The following is a 22,185-nucleotide window of genomic DNA, read 5'->3' on the forward strand; positions in this document are numbered from 1 at the left end:
AAATGATGCTAGCTCATAAAACCGATCGGATCGCTTCGGAAGTGATTCGGATCATCAGCAATACCAAAGCCTTGAAATCTTCGCGTTTGCGCGAAAATTCAAACCTGAACCGCGATTTTGGCTTCGATAACCTGGATGTGGTGGATATTATTCTTGAAGTTGAGAAGAAATTCCAGATCACTATTCCGGATGAAGTTCCGCTTAGCACAGTGGGAGATTTTGTGCGGTATGTTTCTTCGCATACGCCTCGCAGGTTTAGTTGGATCTAATAGGTTTTGCTTTCTGTTTTTAAAAGCCTTCGATTAATTTCGAAGGCTTTTTTTATAAGTGATTTGGTTTGCTATTGAGTTTTTGGGCGTGAAAAGCCTACCATTTCTGTCATCCTGAGCACAATTGAGCGCGGGAGCGCGAAGATTGCGAGCGTAGCTCTGAAGGACCTTGTCGGCGGGCAGCAGTTTTTCCACTACAAAGTATAGCGTTTTGAAATACCTTTCCTGCTAAACATCTGACTTTTAACTTTCATCGGCAATTTTTTCCCTCAAGCCGGGCGGCTTCGTTTCTGCGTTCGCGTCTCACCCTTTCCTAGCCGCATGCGGCTTTTCTGACGAAACCGGAAAGTGCGGAGGCCGCGCACGCAGAAACTGGTATCATTTTCCTTCGTAGTCAGCTTCTCTTTAGTTTAGCTTTCTTGATAACGTAGTTTTCAGGCAACGCTGCGCTGGAGATATGCGTGTAAGTAGAAGATTGGTAGAAAAAGCACCTCGCCTGGACAGGAGGGGTTGGGGGTGGTTGATTTACTGTACAGCTTACATTAAAGAATGAAGCCTATTTCAAAAGAAAATCCTGACCATCCCAAAAATCCTTAAAATCGTGTTCAGACTATCCTCTAATCTGACGAATCCCAATTCAGACAATTCAAAATTGCGTTAAAACTCTATTGCTTTCTATTTTACCTACCAGCGCCTGGCACAAAACAGTAGGGTTTTAAAGCAAAAAAGTCAGGTTGCTGGAGCGACCTGACTTTCTGTATCAAAAATGATAGCGTTTTTTACTTGATAACGGTGATCGGGAATTTTTTTTCGAGTTTTTCGCCGGAAACAAATACTGCTTTCATGTGCGCGAAATAAACGCCGGCAGAAACATTTTTACCATCCCACTCTTTTTCCAAAGTGTTGCTTTCGAATACCAATACGCCCCAACGGTTGTAAATTTTGAGTTCGTAAGTGGTAGTTGGCGGTAGCTGTGGCTTAAAGGTATCGTTCAGTTTATCGTTGTTCGGCGTAATAATATTCGGGATCTTAACTTCTACCGGTACTGGTTTTTCAACTACAGTCACGCGGGCCGTTAAGGTATCGAGTGGGCAACCCAGGCTATTTTCTGTGGCTACTTTTACATCGAAGGTGCCTGTTGTCAGGTAAACGTGTTTCACCTGCAATCTGCCAGTTACTATAGGCGAACCATCACCGAAATAGAATTTGCCAAAAATAACCGGGGCTGGGGTTTGGGTTTGCAGCGTAAAAATAACGGTATCGCCGGCTACCGGGTTCTGAGGCAAATAAGAAAGGCCTAAAAAGTGCTGGGTAGAGTCGCCGTTAAAGATCATGCGCGAATCGGTAACCTGGCGGCAGCCGCTGGTGGCACGCAACGTAAGCTTAATGCCAGAATGATCCTGCGGGCTTGGTGTATAAATAGTAATCAGGGAATTCGGATTGCTGAATGTGCCTTTTCCGCCGCTCCACTGCACGGTTACGTTGTTTCCGGTTGCAGTTGCACCAGTCAGCGTAATAGGAGTCATAGTTTTACAGGCCAGCGTAAGATCCGGACCGGCATCGGCGGTAGCAGTTGCTGAAGCCCAGTTGTTGGTAATGCAGTTTGCGTTGGAAACAACCCAGCCGGTAACGTTGGTGGTCTTGTTGTTCGGCCAGATATTGGCGGCGTTGGTAATGTTCGGATTATACTGGCCTGAAGTTAAAGAGTAACGCGCCGTATTGCCAGGAGTTCTTTCCAGCGTATGCTGATATAAGGCATCGTTTGTATTGGCTACTTTCTGGCTGTTATTATTACCGGCATCGTAACCAATTCTGCCAATAGCATCTACAATTTGCCCGTTGGTTTGCGCCAGCACTACAATATCGTTGCCGTTAACACCCGGACCGAAAGAAGTAAAATTGGCAATGCTGGCTGTATTGCGGCAATTGGTATTAATGTATTCGTCGTTACCTACCAGAATAGTGCCGCAGGGCTGCAACGTGCCTAAAAGCGGCGAAGTAGTTGTTGCAGTGTTGCTGCCGTTACCATAAATGCGCAGCTCGTAGTTGCTCAGGTTTACCACGTTCGGAGTCGGATTCCAGATCACCACGCCTACGCCGGAACCGGAATTCCAGTCCACGTATTTTACGATCATCAGGTTATCGGTCTGCGCCTGGGCCTGGCTTACCGCGAAGGCAAACACAAAAGCGCAAATGAACTTCAGCAGCGACGAAGCGCGCGTAATTTTAGCACGGAAAAACATAGTAGAGTAAAAATTTGCTTATAGAATAGAAGTAGATGCTTTAACAGAATATTCCTCCGGAAATCGGCGCAGTTTTACGAAGACAGCACATAAGTTTACAGCAGGCATACAAAGAGCTTTATGAATAACATCACAAAGGTAAGGCTAATATTTCAAAAAATACCAATGCGATATGTTTTCATTTCGTTATCTAACTGCCTGGAGCTTGGGCACATACTTTCGAGCAAAGCCCAGAAATGCGGGCCGTGGTTCTTCTGGGTAATGTGCGCCAGTTCGTGCAAAATAACATAATCGCGAAGGCGTTCCGGCAGGCGCATTAAATGCAGGTTCAGATTAATATTATTTGTATGCGAGCAGCTGCCCCACCGCGAACTGGCTTTTTTTACGGTTACTTTCCCGAATTTCAAACCGAATTTTGCGGCGAAAAACGCTACCCTTTGCGGCAGAAAAACTTTGGCTTCGTGGCGGTAAGTTTCTTCTATGGCATGTCGGATGGTTTGCTGCAAAGAAGCTTCCGTAACCGGCCGGTAAGCGGGATAACTGATCTCTAAAAAACCGTTGTGCAGGCGAGCCTTTACGTCTGGTTTTTCCGTAGGAACCAGCTTCAGTTCGTGGGAAAAAGTACGAAAAACAGTTTCTTCGGTAAAAATGGTCTGGCGGTTTTCCTGCTGCGCAATTTTCTGCTGGTGGTGTTTTATCCAGTCGAGTTTTTCATGCACAAAAGCCTCGGCCTTATCGAAACTGCCACGCAAAGGCAAGGAAACGCGGATTCCTTTTTCCGGACGGATGCTGATGCGCATGTAGCGGGCCTTCGGTGTTTTTTCGAGCAACACCGCGCCTACGCCTTCTATGTGCAACTGAACAGATTTTAATACAGGTGAAACGGCCACAACAATTCTAAACTTTCCGGCTGCAAAGATACGGCTTTTAGTGGTTAGTTATTGGTTGTTTGAAGTTTGTAGTTGGGACCGGAGAAATGAAATTTAAACTATTCACGACTTTTTCGTGCTGAAACCATAGCGTTTTTTATTGGTTTCGGGCACAAAAAAACCGGCTCTTTTTACGGAGCCGGCTTCTGAAAGCGAATTTTTATCTGAATTACCGTACGTTGCCGCCGGCTGTAGAATCGTCGTGGTTTTTGCTCGGAATGCGGGTGCTGTCAGTGGTAGAAGCGCGAACATTCGGTTCGCCGGAACCTGAGGCCGCGGCACGTTTGGTAGCGTGCTCTTCGGTTGGGTGCTCTTCTATGGGGTTCTTTTTGGCAGGAATGTGTTTTACTTCAGCTTCGGCAGATTTCGTTTCCGTTTTCTTTTTAGTAGCCGTTTTGGTTTCTGCTTCTGAACCGGTGGCCGTAGCTGCAAGGGCTTTGCCGGAACCGGAAACGTTGTGTGAAATGCTGCCGGCGGCTTCCCAGTCGGCAAACTTGTTTATTTCTTCTTTAATGCTCGTCATGAACCAGGCCAACAAACTTACATCGTCGAGTAAACCTACTACCGGAATAAAATCGGGCACAAAATCTATGGGCGTAAGAAAATACAGAAATACCGCCACGCCGCCAACCAACGTAGAAGTAGGCACGCCGTGGTAATCGCCGGCTACTGAGGCTTTGATCATGCGGCCAAGCATTTGCAGGTTTTCCCAAACCTCGTGGGCAATGGTGCCGAAATCTTTTTTCTCGCTGGCTTTTTTATAGGCGTCGTTGAGTAATTGCTTAATCCGGATCGGTTGTTTCAAATAACCTTCTGCGCGGTTCAGAATACCTTTAAATAAGGGAGTAGAAGCAACAGTTTTGCCTTGTTGTTGGTTTGCGTGGTTTTCCATGTTCTGGTTGAATTTGTATATAAACGGAACAGCTGAATGGCCTGGCTACGCCCGAAAATGTAAGCTGCAAAAAACAGCCTGCTTGAATAGAATATTTCCGCCGCGTGTTTACCCGGTTTCAGTGCTTGTTCATATACTGTTTCCTGTAGAAATAGTTTTGTAAAAGTAAGCAGCTTCTTCTAAATATTAGCAAAATTTTATGTTTAAGCTGAAACAAAAAAGTCCGGCCTGTTGCTGCAACAAGCCGGACTTTTATACCGGAAAGCCATAGCGTTTTCTAAATTTAATTTACGCGGCCGGCCGCATAATAATTGCGCTGGTAATATGCCTGTTTCAGGGAGCTGATCATTACGCCGCCGTTGGTAGCTGAATGCACGAATTTGCCGTTTTTCAGGTAAATGCCTACGTGGTAAATAGGTTGTTTGGGCGAACGACGGAAGAAAACCAAATCGCCGGTCTGCACGCTGTCTTTTTTTATGCGCTTCACATCCTGAAACATGGAGCGGGAACTGCGGCTTAAATTTATGCCGTAAACTTCTTTATAAATGGAAGTAACAAATCCGGAGCAATCGGTGCCTCTTTTAGAAGCGGAACCGCTGCGATAAGGCGTCCCGATCCATTCGTTCACAGTTTCGAGCAGCTCCTTATCTTCGTTGTACTCCAGTTTTACGGCGAAATTCTGGGAATAATATTTATAGAAAAGGGAATCTTTGTAGGTAAGCGTATTGGCCGCTTTTTCGAAAGGGTTGGTGTTATGGTTGCCGTCCGGTGCAAAAGGAATCAGCGAAGCGTTTTCGAAAGTGAAATTCTGAGTTTCGGGATTTGCTTCGGCGGGCTTTACTTCATAAAAATAAGAAAGGCCCAGCGCTACAACCGCGAAACAACTCAAAATTATATTTTTCATTCTCAGCTTTTTAGGTGAAACATGCCGTTTCGGGCTTTGCTGCCCAACGGTTTTGTTTATTATTTATTACTTTTCCGAGGTTTGAAACCTGCGAATACGGCCAGAGAAAGCAATTTTCCAGATGATTGTTCTCCGGCATTAGGGTAAAATTAAACACGATTTTCCAAACCACCAAATAATTAGCTGCCCGCCAAGGCATTATTCTGTTTTAAATGCTGTTTTAAACAATTAAATCCAAAACTCTCTCCGCCAATTTCAGTACAATTAAAAACAGGATTTAACCAATTTAACAAAACTTTATGCACCACAAAATACAGTTAGCCGGCGCCCGCATTGTAGAGCATTCATGGCTGGCGCGCATTGCCCGCTGGGTGCTCAAAACCCCGAACGTTGCCATGGTTTTAGGCCGGCAAATTCACCTGAGCGGCGTAAAAAAAGAAGATTTTCTGAAAGACCGCTATTGGGTGGAACACGAGCTTTGCCACGTGCAGCAATATAAAGATCATGGCCTGGCAGGTTTCCTGGGCAAATATTTAATTGAAAGCTGCCGGAACGGATATTACAACAATAAATTTGAAGCCGAAGCCCGCCGCGTAGGCCGCGAAAATGCCGGACTGGCCGTGCATGATTCGGAAAAACATAAACCGGAAAAGAGTTAAATGAATCGTAGAAACATTGCAACGCAACGTTTTAAACCACAACCTGAACAATAATTCCAAAAAGCGATATTGAATCTGGCAGGCGTGATGTTGCTACTGGCAGACGTTGCAGTGCAACGTCTCTACAACAAATTTGCCACCGGAAAACCTTACCTTTGCGCACCACCTTTTCTGTAAAAAAATGGAAACCAACCAAACGCTGCCGAAAAACCCCGAAAGCATTTACGTGATCCGGTTTCAGGATTGCGACCCGCTGGGGCATTTGAATAACGTACGCTACCTCGATATTTTTCTGAACGCCCGCGAGGAACAGACTTTAAAATATTATGCCCTGAACCTGATGCAATTGCTGAAACAGCACCGCACGGCCTGGGTCGTTACCAATCATCAGATCGCCTACATTCGTCCGGCCGACCACGGCGAAACCGTGCATATTCAAACGCGCATCATTCATTTCGATAATTCTACTATTGTGGTGGAAAGCGTGATGCTGAACGAAAACCGCTCGAAACTGAAATCTGTGCTCTGGACCACGTACCGCTATATTGGCATAGAAACCGGCAGACCAACCGACCATTCCGACGATATTATGGACCTGCTGGAAGAACTTGATGACGATGAAATTTCTTTCGATCCGGATGGTTTTCAGGAACGCATTAAACGCCTGAGCAAGCAACTGAAAGAAACCGATTAATTTTTTGCTCTAAAAACAGCAGAACGCACCGCCTCGCAAAAGCCGGTGCGTTTTTTATTAACCCAATTCCTTTCCATGCGTTTATTAACCTTCCCGAAACAAAAAAATAAAACGCTATAGATTATGAGCAAAAAACTGGAAGGAAAGAAAATTGCCATTTTGGCTACCGATGGTTTTGAACAGGTAGAATTGTTTGACCCACGAAAAGCGCTGGAAGACGCAGGTGCCACCACGCACATAGTTTCCCCGAAAGATGGCGAAATTAAAGGCTGGAACCACACCGATTGGGGCGACAAGGTAAAAGTAGACGTAAAACTGGCCGATGCCCAACCCCAGGATTACGATGGTTTGCTGCTGCCGGGCGGCGTAATGAATCCCGATAAACTGCGCATGAACCCTGATGCGGTAGATTTTGCGGCCGCTTTTATGCGCGAAAAGAAACCGGTAGCCGCTATTTGCCACGGCCCGTGGACGCTGGTGGAAACCGGTATGGTGCAAGGCAAAAAAATGACGAGCTACGAAAGCATTAAAACCGACCTGAAAAATGCCGGCGCCAACTGGGTAGATGAAGAAGTGGTAGTAGACAACGGTTTAGTAACCAGCCGCAAACCCGACGATATTCCGGCGTTCAATAAAAAGATGATCGAGGAATTTTCCGAAGGCCGCCATAATCGCTGAGTTTTTGAGCCGAAAACGGTACCGTTTTTTATAAGAAAGCCTGGCAGCAATGCCGGGCTTTTTAGTTTTTAAGGTGGAAAGCATAGCGTTTTCAGTACACAGCCCACAAAAAAAGGAAGCTTCTTTGCAGAAGCTTCCTTTTTGCTTTTTCACAGTTTTAGTTTGCTAAAATCCTACGCCTACATACACCTGGAACTGGCCGTTTTTCAGGTCCTGAACCGTTTTGCCGGCAATGGTGCTTGGCTCTTTATAAATATCGTTCAGGCCTAAGTGGTAACGGGCGCCTATGCGGGCAAAGCTGATACGGCCTTCCACGCCCCCTACAGCTCCGTAAACAAAATTATTCATCCGCTCCTTGGTAGATTCGCCGAGTTCACGTTCGTTCTCCTGAACCGTTAACAATACGCCGGCTTGCGGGCCAATGTGAAGGCTGACATTATCGAGCACGTTAAACACGAATAGGAACGGAACTTCAAGGAAATCCATTTTCATCTCTACGGTATCCTGCGCTTCGAAAGCCCGGCGGTTAAACAAAATTTCGGGCTGAATGGAAACCACTCTGGAACCGGCTAGCGGGAATTGTCCGTAAATACCCGCGTGCCAGGTAGTCAGGTTTTTCAGATTCGTGATATTGTCTTTATCGCCGCCGCGCAGCTGGTTAAAATTCACGCCGCCTTTAATACCGAAGCCCGAATTATCGACATCTCCGCCGCCGCCTTCCAGGTTGTGATTTTGGGGCAAACGGGTTGTAACGTTGGTATTCTGAGCCATGGTACAAATACTTAAAGAAAGGCCCGCGAATAGTAAGAAGATTTTTTTCATAGATTTATTCTGGTAATTAGTGCGTTGTTGTTTCGTAACCAAAATTCAAGGTTCTTTTGCCTCTTATACTTCCGCCCCCTAATAATGTTTCACCCTGCTATAACCCCTGTTTAACTTAAAACGAGCCTGGTTCAATGTAAATGCGTATTTTAGCCGCTGCTACGTTATCAGCCTGAATTATACTGCCGGAATATGCTTAAATCTTGCCCCTTGCTTATTAGCTTTTCCCGAAATATTGCCAGCGTTTTATTAAAATAATTCCATGCCTGCAATCATTCACACTCCCGTTTCAGCAGAAAAAAAGCAGCATTGGGCAGCACGAACCCTGCCGGGATTGCTGTATTTTGGTTATGCGCTGCTGGTGATCTTATCGGTAAACAACGGCTTTTTCTGGGACAGTATTTTGCTTGCTTCGCGCTACGGACAATGGTATTTCGACAGCAATTTCAGTACGCTTTTCGTGCCCGAAAACATAGCCGGTTATCCGCCGCTTTTCGGAATGTTGCTGGCTTTTCTCTGGAAAATTTTCGGCAAAAATTTACTCGTAAGCCATTTACTGATCCTGCCTTTTGCTTTAGGAATTGTGCGCCAGATTTTACAACTATGCCGGAAGTTTCTACCGGAAAATATTGCTAGTTGGGCGGCACTACTTTTACTCGCGGACCCTACCCTTTTAGCACAATGCACACAAGTTGCGCCCGACGTTTTACTCGTTTTCTTCTACCTTTTCAGCCTGAATAGAATCCTCGAAAAACGCCGTCTGCTTCTGATCTTCAGCCTTATTTTTCTGGGTTTACTGAGCCCAAGGGGCACCATTGCTGCGTTTGCGCTTTTCCTGACCGATACCTGTTTGTTTATATTTGAGAAGAAAGAAAACCGCACGCTGAAGCATTTTGCAGGACTTTTTATGACTTACGTACCGGCCGGTTTACTCGTAATTATCTGGCAGATTTTACATTTCCGGCATTTCGGGTGGATCGGCTACAACCCCGATTCGGAGTGGGGCACGCTGGCGCAATTTGCCGGCCTGAAAGGGATGCTGCGCAACGCAGTGTTAATTACCTGGCGACTGGTTGATTTTGGCCGGTTATTCATTGGCTTTGGTTTGCTGCTCACACTACTTTATTACGTTCGCAAACGTCTTCAATTTCCACCGGAAATACTTCGACTTTTTACGCTGGTTTCCATACCGTTTTTTTTATTCAGCCTGGTTTTTCTGCCTTATACCAACCCGATCGGGCACCGGTATTACCTGGTAGTTTTTCTGTTGCTGGCTTTACCGGTTTACTATTTACTAACGCACGTTCCTAACCGGTTTTTCCGAAGAATTACCTACGGTTTTATGCTCCTAGGTTTGCTCACCGGCCATTTCTGGATCTACCCCGATTCCGTTGCCAAAGGCTGGGATGCTACCCTCGCGCACAAGCCTTATTTCGAACTGCGCCGCGAAGCCATCGCATTTCTGGACGTAAAAAATATTCCCTTAGAAACTGTTGGCAGCGATTATCCGAACCTGGCTCCCGGCAGCGTTACTGACCTGAACAATGATACCCGCCACTTTCAAGGCAAAAATCTGGAAAACAATACATTCGTGCTGTATTCGAATATTTTTAATGGTTTTACAGATAAAGAACTGGAGGAATTACGAACACAATGGAACGTGGTGAAAAGCTGGAAAAAAGGGCAGGTGAAAATGATCTTGTATAAAAGGCCGGAGTAAAACGCTATACTTTTCAGCCGGAAAACTCATTTTATTAGAACCAGTTGCCAGCGAAACGCCCATTGCCATTTCAAGCGGTAATTTTTAATACCGGCGGCGGCTAAAATAACTTCTAATTCCTTTCTTCGGAAAGCCCTTAAAACAGAAAGCGGTGCGTCGTTTTTCACTAAATAAGACTTCGAAAAAACCTGCGTTAAACCTTTTATACTGTAATAAGCAAGCGGGTGGCGGTGCAGATCGTTGATGATAACGGCGACGTTAGCCTGCGCATAAATTTGTTCTAAAAGCTGCACCAAAAGGTAATCCGGAAAATGGTGGCAGAATAAACTGCAAACCAGTATATCGTAGCGCTGCCGCTTAAATTCTTCGGAAAAAATATCTTGTTGCTGAAACGTAATTTCGTGGAAAGGCTGTGCTTTGGGAGCTGCGTATTCCAACATAAATTTGTTTGCATCGACGCCATTTAAACTTACTTCAAGGTTTTGCTTCCGGAACCATTGAGCCATTTGCCGCAACGTATCGCCGCCGCCGCAACCTAAATCGGCAACCGTTATGGGGCGCGGCAATTTTTCGAGTTTTGGTTGCAGAAAGGCTAGCGTTTTTAAAACCACATTGTAGCCGCCCAGCCAGGTATTAATGGTTTCAAGTTCGTCGAGGTTTTGCCGCAGTGCTTCGTTGCTCAGCTGCAGGTCATCCATCAATTCAGCTTCTTCCGAACGTTTTTTAAACATAGCAGATTTTAAGCAACATGGCTTCCATGGTAAGGCCCGGGCCGAAAGCAAAACTGAGTACGTGCTCGCCGTGGTTTTCCGGCTTCAGTTCGGCTATGAGTTTTTGCAGCACAAACAATACCGTTACCGAACTCATATTCCCGAATTCGCGCAGCACCTGGTACGCAAACCGGTTATCTTCTTTAGAAATGCCAAGTTCGTTTTCAATGGCTTCCAGAATTTTGCGGCCGCCGGGGTGAATGGCAAACCAGTTAATTGCTTCGGGTTGCAGAGCCATTTTTTCCAGTATTCTTTCCGCAAACTGTTTTATACCTTTCTTTATAAGTTCCGGAATGTAAGCAGATAGGGTCATTTCAAAGCCGAAATCGCCGATGTGCCAGGCCATGTCTTTTTTGCCGGAAGGAACGAGTTCACAATGAAACGCTTCGAGCTCCAGGTTAAAACCGGGCTGCGCCTGGTTGCTGAGCCAAACCGCTGCCGCACCATCGCCGAAAAGCGCATTGGAAACCAAGTGATCGTGTTCTGTAGATTTCTGAAAATGCAGCGTACAAAGTTCCGTACAAACCACTAAAACGTTGGCTTTCGCATTGGCTTTGCAAATATTATCGGCGAGTTTTAAAGCGTTGAAAGCGGCATAGCAACCCATAAAATTCACCGAAGTCCGTTCTGTATGCGAAGGCAATTCCAGTGCTTCTACCAGTTCAATATCGAGGCCGGGCGCATACATACCCGTGCAGCTAACGGTAATGAGGTGCGTGATTTTACTGCGCGGATCGGTTTCCTGAATTTGTTCGAAACAGTTGCGCACAGCCTCCAGTGAAAGCGGTAAAGCGTGCTCCCGATACGCCTGCATGCGTTTGCTGATGACCGGAAATGGTTCGAGCCCGGCGGAATTCGGAAAAAACTGAAACTCACCATTCGCGCGGCTGTAATCTTCCAGCACGGTATACCGATTTTCGATGCCGGAAATGCGGTAAAGGGCGTTCAGTTTGCGGGTATCGGCCGCATCGAATTGCAGGGCATTAGCCATGAAACCGGCGATCTGCATTTGCGGAATTTTATGCGCGGGATTGGCAGTGCCAATGGCACAGATATAGCTTTTCATCGAAGTCTTATAAGTAATTCGACCGCTTTTTGTTTTTCGCCGCAGCCGTTTTCCAAAAGATAATTTTTATTTAGTGATTAGAAGCTATCTCATAAATGAGTTTGTCATGTTGAGCGTTAGCGAAACAACTCGTCGGCGGATTGCGGAAATCTTTGCTACTGGCCGCCAACGAGGTCCTTCACTAAAGTTCAGGATGACAGGTATATTTATGAGATAGCTTGTAGTGATTAATGATTATTGATTAGTGAATAGTTGGAAATGGCACTGTAACTTGTAAACCCAAAAATTGAACGAACAACGAACAACGAACAACGAACAACGAACAACGAACAACGAACAACGAACAACGAACAACGAACAACGAACAACGAACAACGAAATTCAAAACGGTTTACCGTGGGTGTTTTTTATGATGAGTTGCACGGCAAAAGGTATTTTCTGCAAAGCGCCCACGGCAATTTCGGAGAGTATTTTTTTACCGAAAAGTTGCTGTACGGCACGCCCGACCCGCAATCTTGTATCGAATTGGTTTTGCCAGGCTTTGGTGTAGTTCGTTTCTAAAAGGCTACGGCTTCGATGCTGAAAATAGGCGATAATTTCTTCGGCCATGATCTTTCCGGAATGAAAAGCCATGGCCATGCCGTTGCCGCAAAGTGGCGTAATTAGTCCGGCAGCATCGCCGGCGCAAAGCACATGATCTACTACGGCAGATTTCGGGGCAAAAGAAATTTCATTTATCACTTCGGGTTGCTCGTACAGAAATTCACTTTCGCGGAAGATCTTTTGCAGATGCGGATTCCGGCACAGCACTTTTTCCTCCATTTTAGCTACCGTTTTGTGCATTTTCAGGTTCTGACGGGTGGTTAAATAGCAGAAACAATAGCGGTCGTTTTCTATGGCAGAAATGCCGGCGTAACCGTCCTGGAAGTTATGCAGCGCAATTACGTTTTTAGGCAGATCGGTTTTGAGATGATATTTTATGGCCAGATAAGGCGAACGCGCGGCGAAAAAAGGTCGGTTCAGCTGGCGGTCTAAATTGCTGCGTTTTCCAAAAGCGCCGGCTACCATTTCACTTTGCAAAACAGAACCGTCGGAAAGCGTAACCGTGAATTTTTCGTCTGAAAACGCTACCGTTTCTACGCTGGTTTGCAATTTAAATGTTACGCCTTGCTGCTGCGCTAATTGGTATAAGTAATGATCTAAAACAAACCGACTGACGCCAAAGCCACCCAGACTAAGTTGCGCTTTCAGCATTTTTCCGGAAGGCGAACTAAGTTGAAACTGGTTGATGCGGGCAGGTTTTAAGGCAGCAATATCGGCTCCTAAAGTTTCTAAAAACGGAAGAACTTCGTTGGAAATATATTCGCCGCAAACACGGTGAAACGGGTAGTTTTTTTTCTCGATAAGCGTTACCACAATGCCAGCTTGCGCCAGCAAAATAGCGCTGCTTAAGCCCGCCAATCCACCGCCAATAACGATTACCTGACCCATATATTTCGCACTTTTCAGCTATCTTATTTAAGTACAATTAAATTAAAGCCATAATACCCTATACAGAACCAGAATCTATTCAGAATACAATAACCACAACCCTGAAAGGCCGTTTATTATAATGTTAAACTAATTCTTACCAATCTATTAATTTATTATCTATGAAAAAAAACTTACTCGTTTTGTTTTCTTTTATGCTTATGAGCCATGGTTGGGCCCAGGTAAAACCCACGGAACCGCCGGCCGCCACCAAGCTTAAAAGAAGTATTGAGGTCGGCCGGGTGCAGGAGAGCGATGACAAAAACCTGACTGTGTACCCAAACCCAACAACCGGAATTGTGAATCTTTCGCTTACGGGTTTTAACGGCAAACGGACTACCCTTTCGGTAGTGAACGTAATTGGCACAGTGGTGTATCAGGAAATTCTGCCTACGGTGGACGGCCGCGTGAACAAAAGCATTGACCTGAGCAAGCAGGCCAATGGTTTATACTACATTAAGCTCGATGCAGAAGATTATAGTGAGATCCGAAAAATTGTGCTGAAATAATGAACGCCAATAAAAAAGCCCCCGGAAATTTCCGAGGGCTTTTTTTTCGCAGAAAGGTAACAATTTTAAAGGGTGAGATATTAAAATAATTGCTACATCAGATTGAAAGAGAATATCCAAAGTCGAGGTCGGAAGTGTGCGTTGAACCGACAAAAAAACCACCGATCATAACACCCTTGCCATTTCTTACTGCGGCATCCATTGCACCCTGGCTTATAAGGTCGCCGTCGGTGGTGCAGACTACTGTTTTAAAATCAGCAGCAGGAGTTTTGCTAATGCCTCCGAATAACATTTTCAAGATATTCGGACCTTGGATCTGTACACTTTCCATTTTGGTAAAATTTGGGTGAGAATGTTTTGTATATATCGTGGTGCTGGAATACACTTCAATAATGCTACAATATTAACTCCGCAAGTTTCACAAAAACAGGACAATACTACTATCAACGTAACAGCAAAAAACTCAGATAAAAACGGTATGCAATGAGTATACAAAATTGCGCATAAACAACACAACCATCTAAATATCAGCATTTAAGCAAAATACAAACATTAGAAACAGCTCACAAACTAAATACAAACTGGCGCGAAATAATATACAAAAGCAACGCTAACACATTTTACTTTTTAACTTCCAGCGCCCTTCTAAATGCCTGACCAATGGTTTGAACAGCTAAAATGGTAAGGCACAAAAGCACAGCCGGAAATAAAACCAGCCACCAGGCCTCAGTATTCAGGCGCGCGCCAGCCAGCATTCTGCCCAGACTTGGTGTTTCGGGCGGCAAACCGATTCCGAGAAAAGACAAAGTTGCTTCCAGACCTAAAAGCCCGCTTAAACCAAAACAGAAAGCCGTAACCAAAGGCGCAGCTGCATTCGGCAAAACGTGTCGGCTTAATATTCGCCAAACGGTTAAGCCACTCGCCTGAGCCGCCTCTATAAAAGGCAAGTGTTTAATTTTCAGGGTTTCGGCGCGAGCCAACCGGGCCGGACCAATCCAGTATGTAAGACTCAGCAATAAAAGCACATTTGCAATTCCCGGTGAAAGTAAAGCGGCAAAACTCAGCACCAGAATTAACCGGGGAACCGAGGCTAACACTTCTATGAGTTTCAAAAGCAGTTCATCGAGCGGCAAAGGCACTTTTTTAGCCAAAAAGGATACCGTTTTTAGCAGCCGTTTTAGAACAATTGCTAACGTCGAAATGACAACCAGCCAAACCAAACGCGAGAACAAGCCGGTGGCATTTTCATTGGCTTCGGAAGAAAAACCCGAGCGGTAAAAAACGTAGAACCAAATCGCAAAAAGCCACAAAACAAAACTAATTCCGGAAGCCAGGCTAAAATGCAAACGTTTATTACCAAACCAGGCGGCCGCCATTCCCAAACCCGTGCCTAAAACCAAAGCCAGCGACATAACCGGTAAAGCGACTAAAAAAGCCGTGCGGCTGCCATACAGCAAATTTGCCCACACATCGCGCCCCAATTGGTCGGTGCCGAGCCAATGCGAACTGAAGGAAAATGGCGCCTGATAGGTTTGGGAAAGATCGAGGAAATTGGGGTGAAAACCGGCCGACAAAAGCGGTGCAAAAAGCATACAAACGAGTAAAAGCAGCAGAAAAACCGTTGCGAGTTTAAAAGCCCATGTTCGTTTCCATTCATTTTTTAAGCGCTGCCAGATCATTCAGTTCTTCAGATTTAAGCCCGCAACCGCGGATCAGCAACGTTATAAAAAAGATCGGCCAATAAATGTGAAAGCATTTTCAGCAAACCAGTTAATAATACCAGACCGGCAATTACATGGTAATCGCGCGCCAGCACGGAACTGACCAGCAAACGCCCCATGCCTGGCAACGAAAAAATAACTTCTAAAACTACGGTGCCCGCCAGCAATACCGGGAAAAAATCGGCCAGCAAAGTAATGAGCGGCAGCAAACTATTCCGGAAAGCATGCCGCAGCAACACGTTATTTTCGGACAAACCTTTGGCTTTAGCTGTGAGCACGTAATTTTCGCGGAGCTCGCTTTGCAACGCTACAAAGGCCTGACTCGTGAAATAAGGCAGATTTACCAGTACCAAAACAGCAATTGCCAGCACCATCCCCGTTTCTTCCGGATAATTTCCAAACCAACCCAGATAGCCCGCTACCGACAAGAAAACCAGCGCCATAATAAAAAGCGGAATACTTTCCAGGGCATAAAGAAAACCTAAAACCGCACCGCGACTGCTCTCCATACTTTTCCGGCTCAATACCATAGCGATCGCAGGCCCCGAAATTGCCACCAATACAAAAGTTGCCAGCGCCAGCCAGATGGTAATAGCAAACGCTTCGGCAATAATTTCAGAAACGGGGCGCATGTCGCGGTTTGAAAAACCCAGGTCGCCGCGTAGCAGATTTCCAAACCACCGATGATATTGGTTTTGGGTGCCGTACCAGAAAAACGTTGGCTGATAATTTAATGCAGAATGCTGATGCGCAACTACTTTTTCAAAACTCGCCCGCAGGTTTTCTAAATCTTTGCAAAGCACTTTTTCACCCGAAAAGCATAGCGTTTTTTGGAACTCCAAAAGTATTTTATTTGCCTTTGCCGGTGCGGAGGTTGCTAAAAGTTGTCGTGTAAGTTTTAAATTTTTCCGTTTGGTTTCCTGCGGAAGATCAGGCCCGGAAATTGTTTTTTCAAATTGCTGAAGCGCCAGATAATAATCCGAAATTTCCGGCCAGTTACCATAGGTGAATACCAGGTTTTTTAAGGCAGCGCGGTGATTAGCCAGGAATATTTTGTGCAGTGTATCGGGTTCGGCGGCGGTGCCTATGCGAAAGTAAAAAAGCGGCAGATCTTCGCCGGTGCGGTGCAATAACTGGCGGTAAGCGCGTTGCCGGGCTTCGGCTTTGGCGCTGCTGTTCGCGCTTTCGGCGGCCTGCTCAAACTGCATTTCTGAGGCCGAACCGGGAATACTTTTGCTCAACAGAAAAACCACCGAAGCCAGCAGCCAGATAGCCGGCAACAGGATCAACAAACGTTTTCCGGCTTTTTTAAGCATGTTTAATCTACCTGCAAAGTAAAGGCGCTTACATCGTAACCCGGTTTTATGCCCGAAATTTTCAGGTTGCCGAAACGTTTGTTTACCACAATGCGGTCCTGCTGAAAAAACAGAAAGATCAGATTACTTTCCTCGTGCAGAATTTCCTGCAAACGTTTCAGCATTTTCGCTTTTTCGGCTTCGGAATTACTAGCGTACAACGCTTCAATTAATCTGTCACTTTCCGGCGTACTAAAACCAGTATAATTCAGACCATCAGGCCCTACGCTTTCGGAATGCAAAATGGGCTTAAAGTTGAATACGAACGGATTTCCGGTTAAGGAACGAATAAAACAATCGAAGTTCCCTGTTTTCAGATCTTTGGAAAGCACGCCATTCTCGAGCGGTTGTAACGTTACCGGAATACCGGCTTTTGCGGCTGCCTGCTGAAAAATAAGTGCAATGTTTTCGTATTCAGAATTGCTGGCGTTGTAACCGATATTCAGTTTCAGCTGCATGATTTCGCCGTTAGTTTTTCGTTGCCAAACACTACCGTTTTTTTGCCAGCCGGCCAGTAAAAGCAATTCGGTGGCGCGGGTTACATTATATGTGTAAGGCTGAATTTGGGAATTGTAAAAGCGTTTATCGGCAGGACTGATCGGGCCAACGGTTTTTACCGCCAGGTTTTGCTGCGTGGTTTTGATAATAGCATCCAGATCTAATAAATGCGCAATGGCGCGACGGGTGCGTGGATCGCTGAATTTTTCTGATTGCCCGTTCAGGCCCAGATAAACGAAGGAATACGTTTGCGGCGTAAAGAATTGAAATTTTTCGGACTGGGTTTTATCCTGGCGAAGTTGCTGAAAAACCGTTGCCGGCACATTTTGCCACACATCCAGTTGTCCGTTTTTCAAAGCCACCAAAGCTGCAGCATTATCGGGCACAATGCGGAAGGTTATTTTTTCAGGATTAGCCGTGAGATGACCAATTGTTTGCGGCGTTTTATTTCCCCACCAATCGGGCTTACGCTTAAACTGTATTTGCTGACCGGTAGTCCAGTTTTCCAGTTGATAACCGGCGCTGCCCTGCAATTTTTCGGGGTTTCGGGTAAAATCAGCACTATTGAAATGCTCCGCAAATTGCGCGATCTGCGGATCCTGCGTTAACGCATCGAAATTATTCTGAAGCTGCGGCAAAGTAAATTGCTTCAGTAAACCCTTTGGGTCGCCTATATATTCCGGCATTACAAAAAAGCGTTCGCCGCTCATTAGCAGGTGTTCGGGCGTAAAGCCTTTACAAACTATCGTAAACTTTTTCGGGTCGGCAGCATCTGTCCGAATATCCTGAATGAATTCAAAATCAGGACGGATCTTTTCGTTATTTACCAATGGGCATTTGATCACTTTCAGCGAAAAAACCACATCGGAGGCCGTTACCGGTGCACCATTATCCCAGGTTGCTTCCGGACGAATACGGTACGTAAAAAACGAAACACTATCCTGCTTCACTACCGTTGGCATACTTTCCGCCAGCAAAGGCTTCAGTTTTCCATCGGCCAGGTCTACGGTTAGCAAACTCTGGTAAAGCAGGTTTATCATTTGCGCGGCATTTTTGCTGAGATAGCTCACCGGGTTCAGGTTTTCCGGATCTTGCTCCACACGGATGCGCACTTCGTTGCCGGCTGGTTGCGGACGCCGGCAGCCCGCTATGATCAGTACTAGAACAAACAGGTAAATACTAATTTTCTTCATGCGCTTCAGCAACCTATAATCAGGACACAGAAACAAAGTAAGAAAAAATTTCCCGTAAGTCTTAGAATTGACAAAAAGGTATGGAGTTTACAATAGCTTAGTTGCTATCATCCCATGAACCAGTACCACCGTCGCCACCTGTAGTTGTGGTTGTAGTTGTAGTAGTTGAAGTAGCAGTTGCCTGTGCGGTTTCAGTTGGAGTTGTAGTTAAAGTACCTACTTGAATAAGGGCGGCGATTAATAGTTCGATCATGGCTTGGAGTTGTTTAATTGTTTATGCAAAGGTGAGCCAATAAAGAGCCGCATAAAAGGAAACAATGCCCTTAAATGTAACAATAATTTTTACGCTACGCTATTGCACCAAACTAATTTCCCACCATCAAATCACGCTATTACTTCAAAATTAAAGCGATTTTATTTTTTCGTTTGAACAAAAATTTGCTTATTTGTAACAAATAAGCCTGAAATCCCTTTTACAAAGGAAGAATAAATAAAGAGCGTATAAAAGGAAAAAACACCCTTAAAAGCAACACCCTATTTTAATCTTCTCTGCGTTCCAAAATTTACAATACATATTGTAAATCAATCACTTACGCGCCTGCCAAAATGAAAGAACTGGAAAAATTGGTGCAAATTGTAACAAAAAGGCATCAAAAAAACGCGCCTTTACTAAACTTTACTGAGAAAAAACCAGGCAAAGAGCTTTCGCTTTTCCGGGCCTACCAACAAGGGGAAATAACTATTCCTAAAAATAAAAAGAAAAAACCAGACTCAGCAGAACTGCGCATGACAAGAGCCCGCCTGCGCCGGAAACTGCTTAACCACCTGCATTTCCTGAATTTCAATGATCCTTTTTTAAAGATCTCGTACCGGCACGAACAGGAATGCCTTAACCTGATTTACGAAGCCCATATTTTAATAAGAGAAGGCGAATACCAAATATCGGAAAAATTACTCCGCAAATCGCTTAAGCTAGCCCTGGATAGCGAACTTACTGCTTCTGTACTTAACTCTATACAGTTACTTCAGTTTATTTATTCTCAAACCGGCAATGCCGTCCGGTTTAAGGCTTTAGTGAAGCTTATTCCGGGCCATCAGGAATTATTGCAGAAAGAACTGGAAGCAGAAAGCATTTACAACACGGCCAAACTGGAAATAAACCGGTCGGTAAGTGCAAAGAAAAAATACCTGCCTACACTGCTCGACAATATTCAGTATTTAAAAGAACTTTGGGGGAAATATAAGTCTTTTGGCTTGTTCGAAGCCTATTACAAAACCAATATCTGGTACCAGGAACTCACCAATAACTTCACCGATATTGTAAAAATAACTTCGGAAGCGGAGCGCATGCTTCAAAACAAAAAGATAAACCCTAAACGCTTCGACGACCGGTACAACAAATACATTAACGTTTACGCCCACCTCCGCGACAAGCAGTTTACGCAAGGTCTGGCCTTTGCCGCCAAAGCTGTAGATAGCTTTAACCGCTCTTCCAATAACTGGTTCGCGTTTATGGAAAACTATTTCCTGCTGGCCATGCACGCGGGCAATTACAACGAAGCCACCAAACTGATAGAGGAAGTTTACAACAACCTGTTCATTCAGAAAATTACCCGCGCAGCCCAGGAACGCTGGCAACTTTACCGCGCTTATCTGTACTTTATTTTCCCGGATGGCCATTCGAAGCGACAATTCAGTTACCAGTCTTTTATAATGGCAGTGCCGGAATACAGCAAAGATAAACAGGGCTTTAACGTGGCGATCCTGATCCTGCAATACCTGCATTACCTGAAATCGAAGGAAGTGGAAGCGCTTTTATACCGGATAGAAAGTCTGAAAAAATATTCGGGGCGCCATTTAAAAGACACGTTCAGCCTCCGGACCCAGTATTTTTTCAAATTACTGATGCTGGTGGTAAAAGAAGACCTGGACCCAACGAGGGTGCGCCGGAAAGGCCGGGCTTTGGCGGACAAATTAGCAGACACTCCCGCCCCCGGTGATGCCTATGCGGAGATCGAGATCATCCCTTACGAAGCGCTTTGGGAACAAATTCTCCGGATCCTTCAGGAAAACAAATAAGCAGACTTCATGCAAAACGCTATACTTTTTAAGCTGAAAAGTATAGCGTTTTGCTTTTCATTAACCTGATCTTTCGCCGGGCATTTCAGGTTTTGTATCAGGTTGTTCCGTTGGTGCTTCCTCAGACTTTTTCGGAACAAAAGTATAGCGAATTACCAGTTGCGGCTGGCCGGTAAAAGAAGCATTTATAGCCGGCGGGTTGGTTATGGTTTCAGGAAATTCGTATTCGGTGCGAATTTGTGGTTTTGGTTCCGGTGGCGGTAATTCGGTATGGCGGAAGAAAAAAGCTAAAAACAAACCGGCAATACCCCCCGCCAGATGCGACTCCCAGGAAACGCGGCCTTCGGAAGGGAAAATACCGTAAAGCAGGCCACCGTAAAGAAAGAAAATAACCACCGAAAACATAACGGCATTGCGGTCGCGGCGAAACATACCGCCAAAAAAGATAAAACTGGCTAATGCATAAACCACACCGCTGGCTCCTATGTGATAACCGGGTCGCGCCATCAGCCAGGCCAGACTTCCGGAAGCCAGGTAAAGCAACAGCATGATCCAGCCGGAATTGCGCGGAAACATGTAAAAAACCATGGCCGCCAGGAGCATTAACGGGAAAGTATTGGAAAGTAAATGCGCCCAATCGGCGTGTAAAAGCGGAGCGGTTAAAATACCCAGCAAGCCAAAGCTACGACGCGGATACAAGCCGTAATGCCCCAGATCCAGATCGAGGAAAAATGCCGGAACAAAAACCAGCCACATTAAACCCGCAAAAAGCAGCCCTGGTAAGAAACTGCGGCGCAAACGATTTCCGTCTTCCTGCACCGGATCATGTATAAAGCGAGAAAAAGCTGCAGTCACAGGCAATGGTTTTTAGGGTGAAAACGCTACCGTTTCGGGCCCGAAAACTCCCTGCCGCAAAACGGATCACGGAAATTCCGGTAGCAGTAATTGTACCCTTTTTCCTTTGAGCGTAAGTTGGTCAATTTGTCCGATATGCGAGGCCGAAGTTGTCATGAAACTCATTACTACGTTAGAGCCCGGTTCGGTAAAAATTCCCTGGTGGTGCTTCGAGAAAAATCCGATTATGATCACATCTGCATTTTCTACAGTAAAAGATTTGGGCGGCGTGCGCTTCTTTTTCTTTTTAGGCATGTACGAAATATGATAAACCATTTTCCGAAAATCGCCGCGCAGCATAAAAGGGAACGGTTTTTCTACATCAATGCCTTTTTCTTTAGCCAGCTTTTCGAGATACATACCCAATTTCCGGTTATCCAGAATGCTGTCTTCGGGCAGCTCGGCCGGATCCCAGGCTTTTACGTGCGTGTACACAAAATACGGCGAGCCCACATCGAACGTCTGCCGGATACGGTTCAGCCCTTTCGAATTTATTTTAGAAGCGTACGGACGGCCGTCGATGACCATGATTTCCCCGGTCATGCCTTGCAGCGGCCCCAAACCATACAAACGCCTGTGCGGATTGATGGTATCTAAAAAAATATGATTGGTGGTATCGTTATTTTCGGTTACGTTGCGCATGGCGCCCGCATATTTTACCACCGGAAAAGCCGTAGGCTCGCGGCTACTGCAGGCACAAACCGTTAAAATTAAACTCAGATAAAAGAGATATTTCATAAAAAAAGTGGACGGCGGTATT

At 45.4% G+C, this 22,185-nt stretch carries 22 protein-coding genes; 7 read left to right on the forward strand and 15 right to left on the reverse strand.

Annotation, left to right across the window (positions count from 1 at the left end; genetic code table 11):
• Positions 1-2: 2 nt before the first annotated feature.
• Positions 3-269 carry an acyl carrier protein gene (locus tag ACFPIB_RS11450; RefSeq protein WP_378017596.1) on the forward strand — a complete coding sequence of 89 codons (267 nt, stop codon included), beginning with the start codon at positions 3-5 and terminating at the stop codon, positions 267-269.
• 779 nt (positions 270-1,048) lie between these two features.
• On the opposite strand, the gene ACFPIB_RS11455 is transcribed toward ACFPIB_RS11450, so the two are convergent.
• The 4 genes from ACFPIB_RS11455 to ACFPIB_RS11470 form a co-directional block, all read right to left on the reverse strand.
• Entirely contained in the window at positions 1,049-2,512 is a 1,464-nt protein-coding gene (locus ACFPIB_RS11455; RefSeq protein WP_378017597.1) for a T9SS type B sorting domain-containing protein, read from the reverse strand.
• A gap of 152 nt (positions 2,513-2,664) precedes the next feature.
• Entirely contained in the window at positions 2,665-3,402 is a 738-nt protein-coding gene (locus ACFPIB_RS11460) for a M48 family metallopeptidase (RefSeq protein WP_378017598.1), read from the reverse strand.
• Between the two features lie 208 nt (positions 3,403-3,610).
• Positions 3,611-4,333: a YkvA family protein gene (locus ACFPIB_RS11465; protein WP_378017599.1), complete on the reverse strand. Its 723-nt coding sequence runs from the start codon at positions 4,331-4,333 to the stop codon at positions 3,611-3,613.
• A gap of 283 nt (positions 4,334-4,616) precedes the next feature.
• Positions 4,617-5,237: a C40 family peptidase gene (locus ACFPIB_RS11470; RefSeq protein WP_378017600.1), complete on the reverse strand. Its 621-nt coding sequence runs from the start codon at positions 5,235-5,237 to the stop codon at positions 4,617-4,619.
• Positions 5,238-5,536: 299 nt separating this feature from the next.
• On the opposite strand from ACFPIB_RS11470, the gene ACFPIB_RS11475 reads away from it, so the two are divergent.
• The 3 genes from ACFPIB_RS11475 (at position 5,537) to ACFPIB_RS11485 (ending at position 7,268) form a co-directional block, all read left to right on the forward strand.
• A complete protein-coding gene (locus tag ACFPIB_RS11475; RefSeq protein WP_378017601.1) occupies positions 5,537-5,896 on the forward strand; it encodes a hypothetical protein in 360 nt (119 codons plus the stop codon).
• A gap of 181 nt (positions 5,897-6,077) precedes the next feature.
• The gene (locus tag ACFPIB_RS11480) at positions 6,078-6,590 is read left to right on the forward strand and encodes an acyl-CoA thioesterase (protein ID WP_378017602.1); all 513 of its coding nucleotides are present in this window, start codon (positions 6,078-6,080) and stop codon (positions 6,588-6,590) included.
• Between the two features lie 123 nt (positions 6,591-6,713).
• The gene (locus ACFPIB_RS11485) at positions 6,714-7,268 is read left to right on the forward strand and encodes a type 1 glutamine amidotransferase domain-containing protein (RefSeq protein ID WP_378017603.1); all 555 of its coding nucleotides are present in this window, start codon (positions 6,714-6,716) and stop codon (positions 7,266-7,268) included.
• A 165-nt stretch (positions 7,269-7,433) separates the two neighbouring features.
• On the opposite strand, the gene ACFPIB_RS11490 is transcribed toward ACFPIB_RS11485, so the two are convergent.
• Positions 7,434-8,090 carry a porin family protein gene (locus ACFPIB_RS11490; protein WP_378017604.1) on the reverse strand — a complete coding sequence of 219 codons (657 nt, stop codon included), beginning with the start codon at positions 8,088-8,090 and terminating at the stop codon, positions 7,434-7,436.
• Positions 8,091-8,352: 262 nt separating this feature from the next.
• Here ACFPIB_RS11490 and ACFPIB_RS11495 point away from each other — a divergent pair, with 262 nt between their 5' ends.
• Positions 8,353-9,810 carry a hypothetical protein gene (locus tag ACFPIB_RS11495; RefSeq protein WP_378017605.1) on the forward strand — a complete coding sequence of 486 codons (1,458 nt, stop codon included), beginning with the start codon at positions 8,353-8,355 and terminating at the stop codon, positions 9,808-9,810.
• 26 nt (positions 9,811-9,836) lie between these two features.
• Here ACFPIB_RS11495 and ACFPIB_RS11500 read toward each other — a convergent pair whose 3' ends face one another.
• The 3 genes from ACFPIB_RS11500 to ACFPIB_RS11510 all read right to left on the reverse strand — a co-directional run bounded on the left by ACFPIB_RS11500 (position 9,837) and on the right by ACFPIB_RS11510 (position 13,137).
• The gene (locus ACFPIB_RS11500; protein ID WP_378017606.1) at positions 9,837-10,541 is read right to left on the reverse strand and encodes a methyltransferase domain-containing protein; all 705 of its coding nucleotides are present in this window, start codon (positions 10,539-10,541) and stop codon (positions 9,837-9,839) included.
• Entirely contained in the window at positions 10,534-11,646 is a 1,113-nt protein-coding gene (locus tag ACFPIB_RS11505; protein ID WP_378017607.1) for a type III polyketide synthase, read from the reverse strand. The genes ACFPIB_RS11500 and ACFPIB_RS11505 overlap by 8 nt, the downstream gene beginning before the upstream one ends.
• Positions 11,647-12,027: 381 nt before the next feature.
• Positions 12,028-13,137, reverse strand: a complete 1,110-nt coding sequence (locus tag ACFPIB_RS11510) for an NAD(P)/FAD-dependent oxidoreductase (RefSeq protein ID WP_378017608.1) — start codon at positions 13,135-13,137, stop codon at positions 12,028-12,030.
• A 161-nt stretch (positions 13,138-13,298) separates the two neighbouring features.
• On the opposite strand from ACFPIB_RS11510, the gene ACFPIB_RS11515 reads away from it, so the two are divergent.
• The gene (locus ACFPIB_RS11515; protein WP_378017609.1) at positions 13,299-13,685 is read left to right on the forward strand and encodes a T9SS type A sorting domain-containing protein; all 387 of its coding nucleotides are present in this window, start codon (positions 13,299-13,301) and stop codon (positions 13,683-13,685) included.
• Between the two features lie 97 nt (positions 13,686-13,782).
• Here ACFPIB_RS11515 and ACFPIB_RS11520 read toward each other — a convergent pair whose 3' ends face one another.
• The 5 genes from ACFPIB_RS11520 to ACFPIB_RS11540 all read right to left on the reverse strand — a co-directional run bounded on the left by ACFPIB_RS11520 (position 13,783) and on the right by ACFPIB_RS11540 (position 18,705).
• Positions 13,783-14,016 carry a hypothetical protein gene (locus ACFPIB_RS11520; RefSeq protein WP_378017610.1) on the reverse strand — a complete coding sequence of 78 codons (234 nt, stop codon included), beginning with the start codon at positions 14,014-14,016 and terminating at the stop codon, positions 13,783-13,785.
• Between the two features lie 289 nt (positions 14,017-14,305).
• Positions 14,306-15,277 (reverse strand): ABC transporter permease, encoded by a 972-nt coding sequence (locus tag ACFPIB_RS11525; RefSeq protein ID WP_378017611.1) that lies wholly within the window; start codon positions 15,275-15,277, stop codon positions 14,306-14,308.
• Positions 15,278-15,378: 101 nt separating this feature from the next.
• Entirely contained in the window at positions 15,379-16,722 is a 1,344-nt protein-coding gene (locus tag ACFPIB_RS11530; RefSeq protein ID WP_378017612.1) for an ABC transporter permease, read from the reverse strand.
• A 2-nt stretch (positions 16,723-16,724) separates the two neighbouring features.
• Positions 16,725-18,452, reverse strand: coding sequence for an ABC transporter substrate-binding protein (locus ACFPIB_RS11535; protein WP_378017613.1), 1,728 nt, complete (start codon positions 18,450-18,452; stop codon positions 16,725-16,727).
• 97 nt (positions 18,453-18,549) lie between these two features.
• Positions 18,550-18,705: a hypothetical protein gene (locus tag ACFPIB_RS11540; RefSeq protein WP_378017614.1), complete on the reverse strand. Its 156-nt coding sequence runs from the start codon at positions 18,703-18,705 to the stop codon at positions 18,550-18,552.
• Positions 18,706-19,238: 533 nt separating this feature from the next.
• Here ACFPIB_RS11540 and ACFPIB_RS11545 point away from each other — a divergent pair.
• Positions 19,239-20,531: a hypothetical protein gene (locus ACFPIB_RS11545; protein ID WP_378017615.1), complete on the forward strand. Its 1,293-nt coding sequence runs from the start codon at positions 19,239-19,241 to the stop codon at positions 20,529-20,531.
• 60 nt (positions 20,532-20,591) lie between these two features.
• On the opposite strand, the gene ACFPIB_RS11550 is transcribed toward ACFPIB_RS11545, so the two are convergent.
• Together ACFPIB_RS11550 and ACFPIB_RS11555 are read right to left on the reverse strand one after the other, a co-directional pair.
• Positions 20,592-21,386 carry a rhomboid family intramembrane serine protease gene (locus tag ACFPIB_RS11550; protein WP_378017616.1) on the reverse strand — a complete coding sequence of 265 codons (795 nt, stop codon included), beginning with the start codon at positions 21,384-21,386 and terminating at the stop codon, positions 20,592-20,594.
• Positions 21,387-21,452: 66 nt separating this feature from the next.
• Positions 21,453-22,163, reverse strand: coding sequence for an acetolactate decarboxylase (locus ACFPIB_RS11555; protein WP_378017617.1), 711 nt, complete (start codon positions 22,161-22,163; stop codon positions 21,453-21,455).
• Between the last annotated feature and the right edge of the window lie 22 nt (positions 22,164-22,185).

Source organism: Adhaeribacter terreus, from assembly GCF_042657365.1.
Taxonomy (GTDB): Bacteria; Bacteroidota; Bacteroidia; order Cytophagales; family Hymenobacteraceae; genus Adhaeribacter_A; species Adhaeribacter_A terreus.

Bases quoted from the DNA above. Each gene is read 5' to 3' on its own strand.
- ACFPIB_RS11450 (WP_378017596.1), top strand. From the start codon at position 3: ATGATGCTAGCTCATAAAACCGATCGGATCGCTTCGGAAGTGATTCGG.
- ACFPIB_RS11455 (WP_378017597.1), bottom strand. From the start codon at position 2,512: ATGTTTTTCCGTGCTAAAATTACGCGCGCTTCGTCGCTGCTGAAGTTC.
- ACFPIB_RS11465 (WP_378017599.1), bottom strand. From the start codon at position 4,333: ATGGAAAACCACGCAAACCAACAACAAGGCAAAACTGTTGCTTCTACT.
- ACFPIB_RS11470 (WP_378017600.1), bottom strand. From the start codon at position 5,237: ATGAAAAATATAATTTTGAGTTGTTTCGCGGTTGTAGCGCTGGGCCTT.
- ACFPIB_RS11475 (WP_378017601.1), top strand. From the start codon at position 5,537: ATGCACCACAAAATACAGTTAGCCGGCGCCCGCATTGTAGAGCATTCA.
- ACFPIB_RS11480 (WP_378017602.1), top strand. From the start codon at position 6,078: ATGGAAACCAACCAAACGCTGCCGAAAAACCCCGAAAGCATTTACGTG.
- ACFPIB_RS11485 (WP_378017603.1), top strand. From the start codon at position 6,714: ATGAGCAAAAAACTGGAAGGAAAGAAAATTGCCATTTTGGCTACCGAT.
- ACFPIB_RS11490 (WP_378017604.1), bottom strand. From the start codon at position 8,090: ATGAAAAAAATCTTCTTACTATTCGCGGGCCTTTCTTTAAGTATTTGT.
- ACFPIB_RS11495 (WP_378017605.1), top strand. From the start codon at position 8,353: ATGCCTGCAATCATTCACACTCCCGTTTCAGCAGAAAAAAAGCAGCAT.
- ACFPIB_RS11500 (WP_378017606.1), bottom strand. From the start codon at position 10,541: ATGTTTAAAAAACGTTCGGAAGAAGCTGAATTGATGGATGACCTGCAG.
- ACFPIB_RS11505 (WP_378017607.1), bottom strand. From the start codon at position 11,646: ATGAAAAGCTATATCTGTGCCATTGGCACTGCCAATCCCGCGCATAAA.
- ACFPIB_RS11510 (WP_378017608.1), bottom strand. From the start codon at position 13,137: ATGGGTCAGGTAATCGTTATTGGCGGTGGATTGGCGGGCTTAAGCAGC.
- ACFPIB_RS11515 (WP_378017609.1), top strand. From the start codon at position 13,299: ATGAAAAAAAACTTACTCGTTTTGTTTTCTTTTATGCTTATGAGCCAT.
- ACFPIB_RS11520 (WP_378017610.1), bottom strand. From the start codon at position 14,016: ATGGAAAGTGTACAGATCCAAGGTCCGAATATCTTGAAAATGTTATTC.
- ACFPIB_RS11525 (WP_378017611.1), bottom strand. From the start codon at position 15,277: ATGCTTTTTGCACCGCTTTTGTCGGCCGGTTTTCACCCCAATTTCCTC.
- ACFPIB_RS11530 (WP_378017612.1), bottom strand. From the start codon at position 16,722: ATGCTTAAAAAAGCCGGAAAACGTTTGTTGATCCTGTTGCCGGCTATC.
- ACFPIB_RS11535 (WP_378017613.1), bottom strand. From the start codon at position 18,452: ATGAAGAAAATTAGTATTTACCTGTTTGTTCTAGTACTGATCATAGCG.
- ACFPIB_RS11540 (WP_378017614.1), bottom strand. From the start codon at position 18,705: ATGATCGAACTATTAATCGCCGCCCTTATTCAAGTAGGTACTTTAACT.
- ACFPIB_RS11545 (WP_378017615.1), top strand. From the start codon at position 19,239: ATGACAAGAGCCCGCCTGCGCCGGAAACTGCTTAACCACCTGCATTTC.
- ACFPIB_RS11555 (WP_378017617.1), bottom strand. From the start codon at position 22,163: ATGAAATATCTCTTTTATCTGAGTTTAATTTTAACGGTTTGTGCCTGC.